16 protein-coding genes and 2 pseudogenes are annotated in these 17,377 nt (G+C 35.9%); 9 read left to right on the top strand and 9 right to left on the bottom strand.

The window, feature by feature from the left end:
* Positions 1–78: 78 nt before the first annotated feature.
* From lpdA to QE382_RS14135, 3 genes are all read right to left on the bottom strand, one after another.
* The gene (lpdA, locus tag QE382_RS14145) at positions 79–1,482 is read right to left on the bottom strand and encodes a dihydrolipoyl dehydrogenase (RefSeq protein WP_307186470.1); all 1,404 of its coding nucleotides are present in this window, start codon (positions 1,480–1,482) and stop codon (positions 79–81) included.
* A gap of 62 nt (positions 1,483–1,544) precedes the next feature.
* Positions 1,545–2,141 (bottom strand): TetR/AcrR family transcriptional regulator, encoded by a 597-nt coding sequence (locus QE382_RS14140; RefSeq protein WP_307186469.1) that lies wholly within the window; start codon positions 2,139–2,141, stop codon positions 1,545–1,547.
* A gap of 257 nt (positions 2,142–2,398) precedes the next feature.
* A complete protein-coding gene (locus QE382_RS14135; RefSeq protein ID WP_307186468.1) occupies positions 2,399–2,824 on the bottom strand; it encodes a DUF1810 domain-containing protein in 426 nt (141 codons plus the stop codon).
* Between the two features lie 552 nt (positions 2,825–3,376).
* On the opposite strand from QE382_RS14135, the gene QE382_RS14130 reads away from it, so the two are divergent.
* A complete protein-coding gene (locus QE382_RS14130) occupies positions 3,377–3,889 on the top strand; it encodes a ClbS/DfsB family four-helix bundle protein (protein WP_209579653.1) in 513 nt (170 codons plus the stop codon).
* 250 nt (positions 3,890–4,139) lie between these two features.
* Positions 4,140–4,298: pseudogene (locus QE382_RS14125) on the top strand (IS66 family transposase); the annotation flags it as partial.
* A gap of 198 nt (positions 4,299–4,496) precedes the next feature.
* Here QE382_RS14125 and QE382_RS14120 read toward each other — a convergent pair.
* Together QE382_RS14120 and QE382_RS14115 are read right to left on the bottom strand one after the other, a co-directional pair.
* Entirely contained in the window at positions 4,497–5,213 is a 717-nt protein-coding gene (locus QE382_RS14120; RefSeq protein WP_307186467.1) for a LytR/AlgR family response regulator transcription factor, read from the bottom strand.
* Between the two features lies 1 nt (position 5,214).
* On the bottom strand, positions 5,215–5,964 hold the full coding sequence (locus tag QE382_RS14115) for a sensor histidine kinase (RefSeq protein WP_307186466.1): 750 nt from the start codon (positions 5,962–5,964) through the stop codon (positions 5,215–5,217).
* A 425-nt stretch (positions 5,965–6,389) separates the two neighbouring features.
* On the opposite strand from QE382_RS14115, the gene QE382_RS14110 reads away from it, so the two are divergent.
* On the top strand, positions 6,390–8,822 hold the full coding sequence (locus QE382_RS14110) for an outer membrane beta-barrel family protein (RefSeq protein WP_307186465.1): 2,433 nt from the start codon (positions 6,390–6,392) through the stop codon (positions 8,820–8,822).
* Between the two features lie 594 nt (positions 8,823–9,416).
* Here QE382_RS14110 and QE382_RS14105 read toward each other — a convergent pair.
* Entirely contained in the window at positions 9,417–9,785 is a 369-nt protein-coding gene (locus QE382_RS14105) for a hypothetical protein (RefSeq protein WP_307186464.1), read from the bottom strand.
* Between the two features lie 125 nt (positions 9,786–9,910).
* Between QE382_RS14105 and cuyB the strand changes: the two genes are divergently transcribed.
* A complete protein-coding gene (gene cuyB / locus QE382_RS14100; protein WP_307186463.1) occupies positions 9,911–10,783 on the top strand; it encodes a cysteate racemase in 873 nt (290 codons plus the stop codon).
* A gap of 214 nt (positions 10,784–10,997) precedes the next feature.
* On the opposite strand, the pseudogene QE382_RS23580 reads toward cuyB, so the two are convergent.
* Positions 10,998–11,096: pseudogene (locus QE382_RS23580) on the bottom strand (GNAT family N-acetyltransferase); the annotation flags it as partial.
* A gap of 482 nt (positions 11,097–11,578) precedes the next feature.
* Here QE382_RS23580 and QE382_RS14095 point away from each other — a divergent pair.
* From QE382_RS14095 to QE382_RS14085, 3 genes are read left to right on the top strand one after another with little or no spacing between them, the layout of a single operon-like run.
* Positions 11,579–11,956, top strand: a complete 378-nt coding sequence (locus tag QE382_RS14095) for a hypothetical protein (protein WP_307186462.1) — start codon at positions 11,579–11,581, stop codon at positions 11,954–11,956.
* Between the two features lie 15 nt (positions 11,957–11,971).
* Positions 11,972–12,487, top strand: coding sequence for a helix-turn-helix domain-containing protein (locus tag QE382_RS14090; RefSeq protein ID WP_307186461.1), 516 nt, complete (start codon positions 11,972–11,974; stop codon positions 12,485–12,487).
* 44 nt (positions 12,488–12,531) lie between these two features.
* Positions 12,532–13,437 carry an oxidoreductase gene (locus tag QE382_RS14085; RefSeq protein WP_307186460.1) on the top strand — a complete coding sequence of 302 codons (906 nt, stop codon included), beginning with the start codon at positions 12,532–12,534 and terminating at the stop codon, positions 13,435–13,437.
* Between the two features lie 235 nt (positions 13,438–13,672).
* Here QE382_RS14085 and QE382_RS14080 read toward each other — a convergent pair whose 3' ends face one another.
* A complete protein-coding gene (locus QE382_RS14080; RefSeq protein ID WP_307186459.1) occupies positions 13,673–15,250 on the bottom strand; it encodes a Na+/H+ antiporter in 1,578 nt (525 codons plus the stop codon).
* Positions 15,251–15,658: 408 nt separating this feature from the next.
* On the bottom strand, positions 15,659–16,066 hold the full coding sequence (locus tag QE382_RS14075; protein WP_307186458.1) for a winged helix-turn-helix transcriptional regulator: 408 nt from the start codon (positions 16,064–16,066) through the stop codon (positions 15,659–15,661).
* Between the two features lie 605 nt (positions 16,067–16,671).
* On the opposite strand from QE382_RS14075, the gene QE382_RS14070 reads away from it, so the two are divergent.
* Both QE382_RS14070 and QE382_RS14065 read left to right on the top strand, forming a co-directional pair.
* On the top strand, positions 16,672–16,938 hold the full coding sequence (locus tag QE382_RS14070; protein WP_307186457.1) for an MBL fold metallo-hydrolase: 267 nt from the start codon (positions 16,672–16,674) through the stop codon (positions 16,936–16,938).
* On the top strand, positions 16,935–17,348 hold the full coding sequence (locus tag QE382_RS14065; protein WP_307186456.1) for an MBL fold metallo-hydrolase: 414 nt from the start codon (positions 16,935–16,937) through the stop codon (positions 17,346–17,348). The genes QE382_RS14070 and QE382_RS14065 overlap by 4 nt, the downstream gene beginning before the upstream one ends.
* Positions 17,349–17,377: the final 29 nt, after the last annotated feature.

The following is a 17,377-nucleotide window of genomic DNA, read 5'->3' as shown; positions in this document are numbered from 1 at the left end:
ATAAAAAGCATTCTGGGATAATCGTCAAAAGTTGCGAGCCTGATTTGTTGTGACATACTACTAAAATTGATGGTATACTTAAATATTCAAAGATGGTTTCCCGGCTGCGATGGTATAGGCTTCTTTCAGCACTTCTGAATACGTCGGGTGGGCATAGCAGAGGGAAGCCATATTACTGGCTGTTACTTCGTATTCCAGGCCGACAACTGCCTGTGCGATCAGGTCCGCCGCCCGGGCGCCGATAATGTGTACTCCTAAAAGTTCTCCATATTTCGGATCGGAAAGCACCTTTACAAAACCGTCAGGCTCCATACCCGCCCTTGCTCTGGCATTTACGGCAAATGGAAATTTACCAATAGAATACTCCAGTCCCTGTTTTTTTAATTCTTCTTCCGTAGCTCCTACAGAAGCAACTTCCGGCCAAGTGTATACTACCGAAGGAATACGGCCATAATTGATATGAGGTTTCTGACCATTGATTCTTTCCACCACAAATACCGCTTCTTCCTCTGCTTTATGGGCCAGCATGGCGCCGCCGATCACATCTCCGATGGCAAAAATATTTAAAGCTGTTGTCTGAAGCAGTTCATTGACTTTAATTGTACCGTCGGCATTCAATTCTACATTGGTGTTTTCCAGCCCCAGACCATTCACATAAGGCTTTCTTCCGACAGCAACGAGGATATAGTCGGCAGTAAGTTCCTGCTCTTCACCTTGTTTATTTCTGAAATAAACCTTAGCCGCCTTGCCGAGGTTTTCGGCTTTGTAGACGGCTTTTCCGCATTGTATTTCTACGCCTTCTCTTGTTAATATTTTTGCTAAGGTTACTCCCAGTTCACGGTCCATATTGGCAATCAGCGTGTCAGCATATTCTACAATGGTTGTTTTTGTGCCGATCCTATTGAATATGGACGCCATTTCTACACCAATCACACCTCCGCCGATGATCACAATGCGCTCAGGCTGTTCCTTCAGAGCCAGGGCTTCGGTAGAGGTAATGATCCTGTTTTTATCAATGGCGACCCCGGGAATCGTGGCGGGTTTTGATCCGGTAGCAATAATGAATTTCTGTGACCTTATTACGGTTTCCGTCTGATCAGCATGTAATATCTTCAGGGAATCATTGTTGAGAAAAGATCCCGATCCCTGTAGAACTTTGATCCTGTTTTTTCGCATTAGGAAATCAAGCCCCTGTATATTTTTAGCCACTACCTCTTTTTTTCGATTGTACATCTGTTCAAAATTGAGCCCTAGGCCAAAAAACTCAATTCCATGCGCATTAAAGCTCTTTGCGGCTTCTGCATAATGATGCGTGCTGTCCAGCAATGCTTTGGTAGGAATGCAGCCAACGTTTGTACAGGTACCTCCCAATGTACTGTATTTTTCAACCAAAGCTGTTTTATAACCTAATTGAGCGCTCCTGATCGCAGCTACATATCCGCCGGGACCTGACCCGATAACGGTAATATCAAATTCTTCCATTGTATTGATCTAAAATTATATCTATAAAATAAACCGATTGGTCTTTTTTAAGGTAAAAAAAATTATGCTTCAATGCCTTTAATCAGTTTTTCTAAAAAGGACATGGCTATAGTAAGCTCTGCCATATGGCTGTTGACTTTCGCCTGCATGAACGCCCCCTCGATCATTGAAATCATGATCACGGCCATTTCAGTTGGATCGGTATCTGCCTTGATTTCATTCCTTTCTATGCCCCGCTTTATCTGGTTTTCAATAGACGTTTTCCAGAACCCCAGTGCTTTCTGTGCGCTTTCTTTCAGTTTAGGATGCGTGTCATCTGCTTCTGTAGCGGTATTTAAAATGGGGCAGCCTGCCTGAAGGTAAGGATACCTGAAATAATTTTTATAGGTATGCGGATAAACCAGCAACCGTTCTATTGAATGCTCCGTAGCGAGTATGCGTTCTTTCATATGCTGAGTGATCCTGGCGAAGTTATGGTCAAACACGCTCAATGCGATCTCGTCCTTGTTCTCGAAATTACCGTAGATGCAGCCTTTTGAAAGCCCTGTGGCGTTCATTAAATCGTTTATCGATGTGCCCGCATAGCCTTTTGTATTAAATACGGATGCGGTTTTCTCGATAATCAGGCGCTTGGTATTTTCAGATTTTGTAGTTTTCATGCAGCATAAATTATCATTTATGACAAAGGTAAACAAAAAAATAAAACAATCGGTCTTTTTTTAATTTAATCAAATCCCAGTCTTGTCTCGTATCCTTATTTCAGGATATTCAGCCGTGAAAACATAATCGGTCCGTCTTATTATTCCGGTAAGGTCCATATAATCAAGTTAAAATGGTTACTCGTTGTCCTGGAATATTGCTTATTCAAAGAAAAAGTTAATATATAAAAATAGCAGGTTTTTGTATGGAGATTAAATTAGCTTATATTTTTTGCCCTGATCGCCGATACTGTCCGCTTGTCAGCAACACCGTCAAAATATTTTTTGAGGACTTCATTAAATATATTTTCTGTATCGCTAACCATTGCAAATAATGTCATGCAGGAGCGCAACTTGAGGTAATCGGGATATCCGAAGATTTCCTCTGCCGTAAAGCCATCGAGCTGTAGGAGGGCTTCTGAAATTTCAATCAGGTGCTTCCCAAGAACGGGGTGGGCCAAATATGAGATTGCTTCAGATACACCGGAGATGCCATATTCGTCGGATATTGCACTACTTCCCAAACCACTGAGCTGCGGGAAGATATACCACATCCAATGGGAAGTCTTCCTGCCATTTTTGATTTCAGAAAGTGCCTTCAGGTAAACTTGGTTTTGGGCATCCAAAAATCTTTTTAATTCCATATAAGTTTGCGATTTAATATCAATTCCAATATACAAAATTAAGAAAATTATTTCTCCAACTTTTGCCTTGGAAGCCCGATTTCATGCTTCTGCGGATATGGCGCGCGATGCATCATGCTGACATTCTCGCGCAGATTCTGGTGCGCCATAGTATGCAAATCGGCGGAAGCTAAGTTATATAATGTGGCATTATAGTACATTTTCCCACGCTTATAGGCGACTAGGCCAACGCAAAAATGTCCTATAATAACATTATGCAAAATAGCCAATGACATAGTCTTCACAAATGATGTTCAAAAAGTTAAAGCTTTAGAGCAAAAAGAGCGTGCAATGTATGAAAAATTGCTTTTAATTTCAGAATTGAAACGCATTTACATTGCAAGACACTTAAAAAGATAGCCTTTTGATTTACCCTTTATAAGCACAATGTATGCCATATAAAGAACACATAACTGCACCAGATTGAAAAACGGTTGAAGCAAATCATGTCTTATTTTAAGTAAACTCTTTTATAGCTTTTGTAAATTTGGTAAAAATCTATTTTCGCAGATTATGGCTGTACCTGTCAATAAAGAAGAATTACAAAAGGCAATTGAAACGAATTACAACAAACTGAAAAAGGAATTATCGACCATTCCTGTTGAATTAACTACCACCACAGATTTAGAAGGACATGCAAAGGATACTACAATGAGTATCAATAATCTTATTTCTTATTTGATAGGGTGGGGAGAATTAGTGCTTAAATGGAATCGAAAAAAAGATAATAATGAGCTCGTAGATTTTCCTGAAACAGGTTATAAATGGAATGAACTTGGTAAGTTGGCTCAGAAGTTTTACAAAGATTATGAAGACATTGACTTTAATACATTGTGTAGTAAATTATATGAAACGGTTTCTGACATTCTTAATCTAATTGAGCAAAAATCTAATGCTGAATTATATGAGGTTTCCTGGTATGAGAAATGGACTTTAGGAAGAATGATTCAGTTTAACACGTCTTCGCCTTATACCAACGCAAGAGGGAGAATTCGTAAGTGGAAAAAAGAACGTAACATTAAATAAAAATCCTGTCCAAGCTGACAGGATTTAAACATTCAGAAAATCAATCCTGATTACTAAGGGATTTCTTTGTCTTTATCTTCGGAACTCATTGCTGTTTGAGCAATAGCAGCCGCCACCATTCCACCCCAATGACTCATAACCGGCTACGGTTATAATACTTTCACTTTCTTCGTTTTTATCGACAATCCACAAGGTATTGTAACTTAACGAATATTGATGCGCTCTGAATTGAGATTGCTTGTATTGGAGTTACAGCGGCAACCATGGGGCAGCACAGCGTTCAGCAATGATCTAATCGTTCTTTGCGATCTGCAAAAAACCTGAAGTAAACCCATATCAATGGCTAAAGCAAACTTTGCTCAACATAGCATCCACCAATCATAAAAATAGCAGTGATCTCTATCCGTAGAACTTTAAGAAATCAACACAAATGTAGTTCATAGGGCGTATACATCTATTGGACAGCGAACTGATTCAGCAAAATGTCCGAGCAGATATCATCCTAGAAAATTAAAAATCGGTAGAACCTATTAATAAAGAAACAGCTGAGATAACATAGGTTTTTGGGAAAAAAGCTTGAATCGGAGGATTTGCAGGAGATAATTATTCATAAGACCTTTAATTTCCACAGTTGAAAAAATTCTTTTTTATAGGAAGAACCGATCGGTATTACCTCATTGGAGATCTTAACGGTATCTTTCTCAACAGATATAATCCGATCAATTGACACAATATACGATCTATGTATTCGACAAAATTTATGAGACGGTAAAGTGGTTATAAAATCCTTTAGATTCAAGTATGTAATAATGGACTGTGTGGTTGTATAGACACATATATAATTGTTTAAGCCCTTTATATACAATATATCTTGTAATTTTACCTTGAAATATTTCTGTTTAGAGTCTCCTTTAATCAATATGTACTCTTTTAGAGATTCGGTTTCCTGGTTTGAACCAATCTGTAAAAGATGGTAGAATTTAGCTATTGATTTTTCGAAGCGTTCAAAAGTTATGGGTTTTAGTAAGAAATCAATAATGTCGTTTTCATATCCATCGATAGCATATTGAGAATAAGCTGTGGTGAAGATGAATTTGCATTTATTTTTACATAATTTTAAAAATTGTAAACCGTTCATTTCAGGCATTTGGATATCAAGAAAAATCAGGTCTATTTTTGAACCTTCAATAATTCTTAAAGCTTCATACACGTCGCTGCCATAATATGCCAATGAAAACTCTGGAAATTGGAGTAAGTGATTTCTTAAAATGTCTATGGCAAACATTTGATCATCTATTATTACGCACTGAATTCTATTTTTCATGTTATAAAATCAATTTAAGACGGACAGAATAAAGATCATTCTCTGCTGAAATGTGCAGAAAATGCTTGTCAGGTAATAGAAGTGCTAATCTACGTTTGACATTAGCCAATCCAATTCCGTTAGTGACGTCTTTTAAATTTTGATTAATATAGTTTAGAATCTCAAATTCCATCGTATTTTTTATTGCCGTTATTTTGATCTTAAGGGGAAATTTGGGGTCATCAACAATTCCATGTTTAAAAGCGTTTTCGATAAAAGTAACTAAAATCATGGTCGGAACCAGGATCTGGTCATCATCGATTGCCTTAATAAACTTATAATATATTCCATGATCAAACTGAGTCGATTGTAAGTCAATATAGTCTTGAACAAATTCTATTTCCTCATTTAAAGGCGAGGTCTGAACCTCAGATTTAGTTATAGTATATCGCATTGTACCCGCCAATTTTGAAATGGTATTAGATAGCCTTGCCGAGAGCGGTAGCGAGATAGCATACATATAATTAAGCACATTATAAAGAAAATGTGGGTTGATCTGTGATTTTAAAAGGTGTAATTCTGCTTCATGCACTAATGCCCTTAATTCACTATTACGTTTCTCTATTGTGAAGGTTCTAAAAATATGGAATGTGATAAAGCCAATGAAAAAGCTTGGTAGCGAGTAATAAAAATTATCATAAACAAAAAATAGAGGATTTAAATTCTGGCTTTTAGGAAAGTTTAAAAATCTCACAAAAATTTTCTCTTCCATCACATATCTAATTAGTACACATATTAGATTTAAGCTTATTATCTGAACAGCTATTAGCCCCCATCGCTTTCTTTCCCAATTTTTTGGGAATATATACATCGAAGTCAATAATATGATAATCAATAAAATTATCTGAGATTCTATAATTAAAGTGATGCCTATCAAAGAGGCTTTATTAAATACAATAGCGCCAAATAGCAAATACAGGAATGATAAGATCCAAACCAATAATACTATTTCATATTTTTTTTGAATCATAATTGCAGATGTTGTTTGATAAATTAATAGGGGTTAGCATATGCACGATATCGTGTTTAAAGTTAATAGGAAAAAAATAATTCAATTCACCATTTGCGTAAAATATTGCTATGTTAACGTAAAAGATTTTAATCCTAAGCATGGTCGTAGCTAATTTTAAAATAAAAATGGCTATCAGATTTATTTTTGCTTCTACACTTCTTATTTTATCTACTGTTTTGTTGCCCATAAGATCCTCTTCGCAGGAGCGGATGCTTAAGAAAACTGAAAAGTTAGTATACGGACATATTGAGGATTCGACATCTCAACAACCTCTACAGTTTTCAAATGTAACTGTCTCTCATAAAGGAAATCGTCTAATTTCTGTGGTGTCCGATAATACTGGGAAGTTTGAATTTCGATTAGATTCAGTTGAGTATGTCGATGTAAAAATTAGTTTAGTTGGTTATAGGGAGAAATATTTGAAAAATATTAAAATAACAAATGATACCATCAAACTGAGTTTAAGTACGATATATCTTGAAAGTGAGAATGTGCTGGAAACAGTTTTTATTACGAAAAGAGTTCCAGTCATTGAGAACAAATTAGATAAAATGATCTATCATGTTTCGAATGATCCTTCCTTGCTAGGAACGACAGGTGAGGATGTTTTTAAAAAGTTACCAATGGTGTCACTTGGTTATGATGGAAAAGTTGCACTTCGGGGTAATCAACATGTGAAAATTCTTATTAATGGTAAGCCATCAGGAATTATGAGTGGAAATATATCTGATGCCCTACGCATGATACCTTCTAGTCAAATTAAATCAGTTGAAATTATGACCAATCCTTCATTAAAGTACGATGTTGAGGGGGGAGGGGGAATAATTAACATCGTTACAAACCGATTAACGGTACAGGGATTGAACGGCGGAGTGGCCGCAACAATTGGAACGCGACAAAGTAACCAGAGTAGTAATTTAGCAGCACGCATTGGCCATTTCGGAATTACAGGTAGTTTCGGTAATTCATGGAGTTATCCAATTGCCAGTGTATTTACGACTGAGAATTTAACACCCCAGAAGGAAAGAGTTTTTTCTCAAAAAAATGATAGTAGAAATCGAAGGAATGGAACTCAGTTTGCTATTGCTATGGATTATTCTTTGGATTCACTTAATATGTTAGTTGCGAATGTAAATTTTAATAATCTAATTATCGTAACAAATAACAAGATTCATAGTCAATATGTAGAAAATGAATTTGACGGAAATGTAGATAATAAACAACCTATAGGAAATTTTGATTTTAGTACAGATTATATTAGAAAGTCCGGATCTAGTGGTAGAGAAATGAGTTTGTCATTTCAATACCTAAAAAGTAGGAACGACTTAAAGTACGATTCTAATTATGGCAATCAGGTAGAATCTGGCAGAAATCTTGGGAGCAATTATGAATATACAGCACAATTGGACTTTAAATATCCAATTAACTCTCTTTCGCTAGATTTTGGAGCAAAAATAGTAGATCGAAATATTAACTCAGTCGTTAACATAAATACCTCGGACATAGATGGAAGTATTCAGCATGATAGTAATCGAAGTTACTCGTTTAAATATCATCAAAATGTTATGGCGGGATACGCTACAGCTCGAATGCCGATTGGAGAGTCATTTCATATTAGTGGGGGAGTAAGATGGGAAAAAACCATTTTAAAAGGAGACGAAACGAGTAATTCATCTGATTTTTTAAATAAATCGGATAATCTATTTCCTAATATAGCTTTTTCCTATTCATATTCGAAGAATTCAACCTTTAAAATTCTATACGGAAAAAGAATACAGCGACCTAGCTTATATTATCTAAATCCTTTCAGAAATAATACGGATAGAACAAATCAGATTCAGGGTAATCCAAGGCTTAAATCAGAAATTATTCATAATATCGAGATTGGTGGAGATTTTAATTTCTTTAAGGATAATGGACAAATTAATGTTTCCCTTTATTATAAGAACACCAACGATATAATTGAGCCAGTTGCACAAAATATTATTGAAAATGGTAATATAGTAATGTTGCAAACATTTGAAAATATTGGAAGAAACAAAAATTTTGGAACCAATTTTTATGGGTCTTTAAAATTTCTCAAGAGGTTTAATTTAAAGGCTAATCTGGATGTTTATACGTATGCAAACTCTCCCTATAAAGATTTTTTACATTCCATAAAAGAATTGAATAAAACCTTTATAATTTATAAAACCTTTATAGGAATGGATATAAATTTGGGAAGAGGTTATACCTTTGATTCATATCTATTTTATGATTCTCCGCAAAGAACATTTCAAGGTGAGTTCGCAGCGTTCAACTTACTGAATATTTCATTCAAGAAAAAGATTTTGAAAGATGCGGCAGTTGTTGGAATTACAATTGTTGATCCTTTTAATAATATTAAGAACTTAGGAAATTATTCGGAGTCACTAAACTTTATTCAAACGGGGAATTTTTCCATACCTTTCCGCTCTTTTGGGCTTTCATTATCCTGGCAATTTGGTAAAAATAAATCAAATGCATATCAATCGAAAGAGAAGCAAATAAGAAATGATGATCAAAAATTATCAACATAGTCGATATTATGAAAAGTAAGCTGTCGTAGAGGACTATTAGGGGATTTCTCTTCCGGGTTATTAGGTCGTAAAAAAAAATCTGATAAGCTGGCTCAGATTCGTCAAATCGTGGAAACCAATGATTTGGCAATTCATTGTAGCGATAATCGTTGTAATCGGCATTTATTACGTTTATCAATTTTGCCAAATCATCATTTGCGTTTGGTTGATAATAATAATCCTCATGTGTTGAAAAATTTATAGATGTACGGTTTTTAATATTTTCAACGAAAGTACCAGCCGTGAAAATTTTTGGATAAGTGTTAAATCCGTAAAAACTTTCAAATTGTGTTTGTTGTTTCATCAGATATGAAAACGACCCTGTTGCTCCGTTAAAATGTCACGAAATGAAAACTATATTTTTATCAACGTTTACTGCTTTCTTGATACTTTCAAGCATTTCGGGAATTATAAAAAAGTCCTCATTTGATGTCATCCAATTGTATTGCCTGCTCCCTTTTGGAAAGACTAAAATGAAATCATTCTGTTTTATAATCTGCAAAATTTAAATTTTCATAAAATTGTTGAAGACCTAGAAAGCAACTTTTATTTTGTTCATCGAAGCATATTAATTCTTCGTCCGTTTGTTTCTAATTGTGTTCTCAACTCTTCTAACTTTTTATCTACAGTATCAATTTTATAATTGGATTGCTCTACCAATTTATCATTCACAAATTTCATTTTAGTAGTAACCATTACTCCTTTAATATCTTCTAAATAATAGAGACTTTCAATAATATCATTACCTTCCTTTTTCAAATCTTTATTGATGGGTTGTCCATACTTGGAAATAAACGCAGCTTTATTCGATCCTAGTTCATCAGCCTTAACAAAAACACTGCTATCTTGAAACTTATAATATTCCTTTCGCGTAGAGCAGGAAATTAATACTATGGCTGATAAAATTAAAATAATAAATCTCATAATCCTTGTGTTTACAATATGAAACTTAAATATAAGCAATGAAAAGCGAAATTTTAAGCTAAAAATATTATGAGCATAGTGGGCATTTTGATGGCCTTGCGCTGGAATATCTGTATGAAGCCTGTATGGAATTGAATGAACAGGGCTGCGAGATTATTTTGCCGGGTATCACCGAAATTTCCCTTATTGTAGAACAGCTATGGAAAAGGGGGATTCCGATTGTCGATGTAAACCAAATTTATGCAGATTATGCGTTAGTGAATGAAAATGCCAATCCTCACAAGGCGTTCAAGTTGGGTATCTTGGGCGGGGTTGGACCCTCTGCAACTGTAGACTTCATGAGCAAGATAATACAGAACACGCCTGCCAAAAAAGACCAGGAACACATAAAGATGGTCGTGGAGCAAAACCCGCAAATTCCAGACAGAACGGCGAACCTCGTGTATCATGAAACAGACCCAACAATAGCTATGTTCTCTACCTGCAAAAGACTGGAGGCAGAGGGCGCAGATGCAATCGCTATTCCATGCAATACCGCACATGCCTTTGTAAATAGCATTCAGGAGCATCTTAATATTCCCATCATCAATATGCTTACCACAACGGCAGAACATATAAGGGAACATTTTGGGCTACAAATCAAAGTAGGACTGTTGGCTACAAGCGGAACCATACAGAGTAAAGTTTATTACGATGTTCTAAAGGAGTTCGGTTTTGATGTGATTGTGCCGGATGTGCAGCATCAGGGCTATGTAATGGAGAGTATCTATGGAAACGATGGTGTGAAAGCAGGATATACCGATGGTAATTGCAGGGATAACATTGTAAAAGCAGCAGATTTCCTAATTGATAAAGGTGCTGAAGTTATTATACTTGGATGTACTGAACTCCCGCTAATCTTTCCAAACGAAAGTGACATTATAAAAGATTGCGGAAAAATACCATTAATTGACCCTACATTGGTCTTGGCGAAGAAAATCGTGAGTATGGCGATTTAAAAATGCAAAGACGGCGCCCATTATAGGTGATCTCTCTTTTTGCTTTTGATAAGTTATTATCACTTTTAGGCGACATTATTAAATCAAAAATTTATCTACTTTTCGTTGGCGAAATTTTTGATGATTGGTGAAAAGAAGCAGCAGTGGATCAGCGACAAACCATAGAAAATAGCAACACCATAGATTAACCCGCAGCAGGCATTAATAATAATCATTAATGGTTCTGGACAATGATAGTTATGATCTGTAAAGTTTTTTCTGCAATATTTTCAATGTGTTTAAGAAGTTTGGAACCCAAGCCCTTGTTTCTGTAGTCATAATGGACTCAGAGAATGTTTATTTCAAGCCCGAGTTAACAATCTATTCCACCTAAAATTCCTCCTATTTCCTGACCATCCTCATTTTTAGCTATCATTATCAAACCATGTAGATTTTTGGAACGGAGAATGCTATGTAACACTGTAGTGCGAGCAATGTGTACGGAATAAATTTGAAAATCTTATGAGATCTAGTTATTTGATAGGCTATTATTGATATAGACAAAATTTGCTGAAGGAGTGGAAGGATCATTGATTATGGCTTTACTTTAGACTATTATTTTTTATTAATACAAAAAAAGATATGTTTTTGTCAGTTTGGAAACAATCTTCATCGGTTTGGAAACAACTCAATTCGTTTTTTAGTGCATCTTTGCCATATGAGATAATAAGATTTCAAGAAGTATGTTAATATGACAACAGAAACCATTGTATAAAAGTCGAAGTAGAGCGGTAAAAATTATTAAAAATAATACTAATGCAACTTATAAACTCCATTTCAGAATTTCACAATTTACTTTCGCTTCCTGCACCATTACACCCACTGGTGAGCGTGATCGATATTACGGAAGTTAATCCATTGGAAAGTGGAGTTTGGGCGAAGTTCGCTGTCAATTTCTATTCCGTTTCTATAAAACATGATGTGAAGCTAAAAGTAAAATACGGTCAGCAATATTATGATTTTGATAAGGGAGTAATGACCTTTTCATCCCCGAAGCAGGTGCAGGCCGTTGAACTTGATCCTCTTAAGCCAGTTCAGGATTTCGGAAGTGGAAAGATGCTTTTGTTTCATCCGGATTTCCTATATGGGCATTCTCTCGGCAGCACCATCAAAAATTATGGTTACTTTTCCTAAGAGTTCAATGAGGCCTTGCATCTCTCAGAAAAAGAAGAACAGAGCGTTACGGAGATTTTTACAAAGATCACCAATGAGTATCAATCTATCGACATCCATACGCAAAACATTATCCTGACACAGATTGAGTTGATGCTTCAATACTGTGACCGTTATTATCAACGACAGTTTATCACTCGAAAGAAAGCCAGCAGCACATTGCTGGTAAGGTTTGAAGAAATAGTAAATCGCTACTTTGATTCAGGCAAGGCTATGGAGAGAGGCTTACCATCGTTGGAAGATATTGCATCAGAAGTCAACATATCTCCAAGATATATGAGCGATATGCTTCGCACACTCACCGGGCAGAGCGCCCAGCAGCACATACAGGATATAATTGTTACAAAGGCTAAAGAAAAGCTTTCGACCACCAACCTTTCTGTTGCAGAGATTGCATATGAGCTAGGCTTTGAGCGGCCACAATCTTTTAATAAGTTGTTTAAGAACAAAACGAATTTTACTCCGCTTGCATTTCGGGCAAGTTTTAATTAGATCTCATTCAATCACAATAGAAACAATATATAATACATAATATCATGAAAAATTGGACAGCAGATAACATCCCGGATCTATCTAACAAGAGGGTACTCATTACCGGGGCTAATTCTGGGATTGGTTTTGAAACAAGTGTCGTATTGGCAAAAAAGAGAGCTCATTTAATTATGGCCTGCCGTAATCAACAAAAGGCAGAGGAAGCAGAAAAGAAGATCATTGACATCGTTCCGGATGCCAAAATTACTTTGGTTACCTTAGATCTAGCAGACCTAGACTCAGTGAGACAATGCGCGGATGTTGTGCTAAAATCACATCAAAAGCTTGATGTGCTCATCAATAATGCAGGCGTGATGGCTACTCCGTATTCCACAACAAAGCAAGGGTTTGAAATACAGTTAGGTAGCAATTATTTGGGACACTATGCATTAACAGGTTTATTGTTACCACTCTTAAAATCAACGCCAGGTTCGCGTATTGTGTCGCTTTCAAGTTCAGCAGCTAATTTTGCACAGATCGATTTTGCCGATATCCTGACTGAACGCAAAAAGTATAAGCCTTATGAAGCTTATGGACAGGCAAAACTAGCAAACCTAGTATTCGCATTAGAACTTGCGCGGAAGTTGGAAGCATCTGGCTCAAAGACGATCTCTGTTGCCGTCCATCCAGGAGTTTCACCCACTAATTTACAACGGACAAGCGGTTTTCTGATTGGGAAAATCATTACGCCCCTAATTTCGCAACCGGCTGACAAGGCCGCTTTAGCATCTCTGCTTGCGGCTACAGACCCTATGGTTAAAAATGGTACATATTGGGCGCCCTCAGGCTTTATGCATGTTAAAGGTTCACCTGGAGCTGCATCTATTCCCAAACAGGCAAAGGATTTAAATACAGCTAGCAGGCTCTGGAAGGTTGCAGAAGATCTGACTGGTGTAAAATATAAATTTTAATGGTTTAAAAAAGCTTACTTATGTTTATATGAAACTTTTCTGGCCTGTTTTTATGAAGGCGGAATTTATATGTTTAAATCGTAAATTCAACCATAAGTGATGGTATCACCTGCAATATAAACAATTTCGTTTTCAATCAATGGCTTAAAGAAAATCTCAGCGGTAAGTTTGCCAATATTATCGGGTGTCGTCAATCTTACTGCTGTATTCCATCTACCAATAATGTATAGTATTCTTACAACTTTATGCTCAGTCTTTCCTCCTGAAGATCCAGCAGCCTAAGATGTTTTCTGATGATCTCTTCATCTAAGAGGAGTTCGTTTCGGTTTTTTTTGATGAGCCACTTTCGTTGCTCGTTAATTATATCAATGTAAATATTTCTATACTCTCTGAAATTAACGATAATTTCGGAACTACTTACCTGATTTTCGTATTTCTTCAATTGATCTTTCAGAGCTGGCAGACTTTCAATTTTATCCGCATAATCATGGTGAATTTTATCAATCGCGACTTTTGCCAAATTGTTTAGAATCTCCTGATCAATTTCCTTTTCACTTCTTGTAAAGTCCCTATCCACTAGCGGAAATTTCTTAAGAAGTAAGGGGAGTGTGAGTCCCTGTATAAGCAAAGTGGAGAGAATTACGATAAATGTAATGAAGAGAATCATGTTTCTTTGGGGAAATGGACTTCCGTCCGTCAGCGTTACTGGTATTGAAAGTGCAGCAGCCAGCGAAACTACTCCTCGCATCCCAGTCCATCCAATGATAAGGGGTGTCTTCCAGCCTGGGGGTTCAGGATCTCCAACATTAATAAAATTTTTCATAACTATTGTTGTAATAACCGCTGCATATCCCGCTACAATCCGCACAATTATAAGAACAGTTGTGACCGCGATACCATATCCGATGGCCGTATAAATGTTTGTTTCACCGAGGCCCAACACTATCTCAGGCAAATCTAATCCTATAAGTATAAAGACGGTACCATTTAATAGAAAACAAAAACTCTCTCCAACTGTCAATGTACGTATTCTGGAAGCACTACTTAAAAAGTCATGACTGCGGTAAGAAAGAAATAATCCGCCGGATACTACTGCCAAAACTCCTGAGGCATGCAACTGCTCGGCAGCCAGATACATGGCAAATGGAGCTATAAAAGTCATTAGGATATCTATATTGGAATCTGTAGGAAAAATTTTATGCATTTTCATAAAGATAAACGCGATTAAAATTCCTATACCTATGCCACCAAAACACATCCAGGCAAAATTTCCGGCAGCCTGAAGCCATACGAACTGGCCCGTTGCCGCCGCGATCATTGCAAACTTAAGTATGATCAAGGAAGATGCATCATTCAACAAACTCTCACCCTCTAGAATAGAAGATAATCTCCGAGGTACTTTTACAAATTTTAAGATTGCTCCTGCACTTACTGCGTCTGGTGGAGAAACGATACCGCCCAGTAAAAAACCGAGGGCCAAGGAAAATCCCGGAATAAAATAATTTGCAAAGATAGCGACCGATAAAGCCGTAAAAAATACGACTACAAAAGCAAAACTGAAAATGATACGACGCCACCTCCAAAGTTCTTTCCATGATGATGACCATGCAGCTTCATAAAGTAGAGGAGGCAAGAAAATAATAAATATTAAATCAGGCTCAATTTTAATTTTTGGGGTACCAGGGATAAAGCTAATTAACAGTCCAGCTACTACCAGTAAAACCGGATACGCTACTTTAATTTTCTTAGCCAACATGATCAGCACGGAAATGACAAATACCAAAAACAGATAAAATTCGAAGTTTTCTAGCATATACAGTTTTTTTGTTTTTTATTCTACGTAGCTGAGGTATAAATTAACTGATAATCCTTCAGTTAATTCATAATAAGCAAACAAATTTAAATTATATACATGCTGTAAACAATATCGTACTTCGATGTAACTTACTAACATGCATGTTAGTTTTATGATCTCCAGTAGATTATTTTTTTATAACGTATTACATAATAGAGATTTACTGTTGTCTGCAACCAACTTTTATTGTAAATGACTGAAATATTATGTTTTAAAACATTTATATTTAGCATTAATTGTAAATTTGGCTATGGATTGCGCAACATAGGCAGGAGCTTGATAACGCTAGAAGACTTAATATAATTTAATAGCTTGTAAAGACTTTTGTGCAATTATTATTCATCCTTATAAGTCCTTTCATAGTCACTACGTTTTTTCGAAATTTGTCCTTGCTTCTTTAAACTCATCAATAGATTTTGCAATCCAAAACCATAGCGGTGTAACCTCAACTAATAAACCGCGACCTAAAGGAGTTAACTGATACTCTACTCTCGGAGGCACTTCAGGATAAATAGTCCTGGAAATTAGTCCATCCCGCTCAAGCTCCCTTAGACATTTTGTTAACATTTTCTGACTTATTCCCTTAATATGCTTCTGAAGAAAAGAAAATCTCATCTTTCCTTTAACACCTAAAGCTTGTATAACAAATAACGACCATTTATTGCCCACATGATTTAGGATGTCAGTTTTAAGCTGATCGTTATCCTTATTTAAAACTTTACAGATGTCATCCCATGCGGTTAAAATTTGATCATCAGTCATATCTCTCTCCATATATTATTTTTGTTATCTCAAGATGAAACCCATGAAGTTCATCTCTGCCGCAAAGTTAAACCTTAAGTACCATTCTTTAAAATTTGCTTACACAAAAGGATATTTAATATACATAAATAAATTGACGATCAAACGCATATTCCCAGTCAATCAACAATTGAAAAAGAGTAGATTGCATCACGGCGAATCACCTTTGATAAAATTAATAAATAGTTGTGAATGTATTAATAAGTTGGATAAAGCTGCTGTCAAACTGCTAAGTTTTGAAGGTTGTTTTTGACTTTGAGATAGGTAAGCTATTATTATCAAGGCTATCTTCTTGAAATTATTGTAGATCTGTACCTATGGAAGTGAGGATTAAAATTAAATTAAAAGGATTATCATTAAAAAAACCAAATTATGTTTATTAATAAATAGCCCTAATTTAATAACCTTAATATTAAAAAACTAACCTTTAAGTGACTAACGAACTCACAAATACGTTATTGTTTTTAATTTTTAGAGGCTGTAATTTTGATATCGAAAACTTCAGGAAAATAAACTTTCAAAACTTATTGTAAGTTCATTATGGCTGATATAATAATTACGATATTAAATTCATAAAGATGAAAATTACATTTTACGGTCACGCTTCGTTAGAAATTGAAGTAGGAGGAAAGCATATTATAGTGGATCCATTCATCACTGGAAACCCTCTTGCAGATGCAATTGACATCAATATTCTTAAAGCAGATTATATTCTTTTAACCCATGCTCATCCCGACCATGTTTTAGACGTGGAAGCTATTGCTAAAAATACGGATGCAGTGATTGTTTCAAATGCTGAGATTACTACCTATTACGATAAAAAAGGTTTAAATCGCACTTTATGAATCATGGCGGAAGCTGGAATTTCGATTTCGGAAAAGTAAAATATGTTAATGCCGCCCATTCGAGCAGTTTTGTAGATGGAAGCTATGGAGGTAACCCCGGAGGTTTCGTGATAGAAACAGATTCCGCGAATATCTACATTGCAGGTGATACTGCATTAACTTACGATATGAAATTGATTCCTCTGCGTACCAAACTGGATCTATCCATTTTTCCGATTGGGAGCAATTTTACAATGGACGTAGAAGACGCTATGACTGCTTCGGATTTTGTAGAATGCAATAAAATTTTGGGATACCATTATGATAGTAATCCGTACATTAAAATCAATCATGAAGAATCTATTAAAAAATTTGCGGATAGAGGAAAAGAGCTGATACTATTAAATGTTGGTGATGTTTTAGAAATTTGACAATACTTAGATCCTTCACTCAAGCAGCA

The sequence above is a fragment of the Sphingobacterium zeae genome, from assembly GCF_030818895.1.
Taxonomy (GTDB): domain Bacteria; phylum Bacteroidota; class Bacteroidia; order Sphingobacteriales; family Sphingobacteriaceae; genus Sphingobacterium; species Sphingobacterium zeae.
This window is presented reverse-complemented; position numbering and strand designations above follow the sequence as displayed.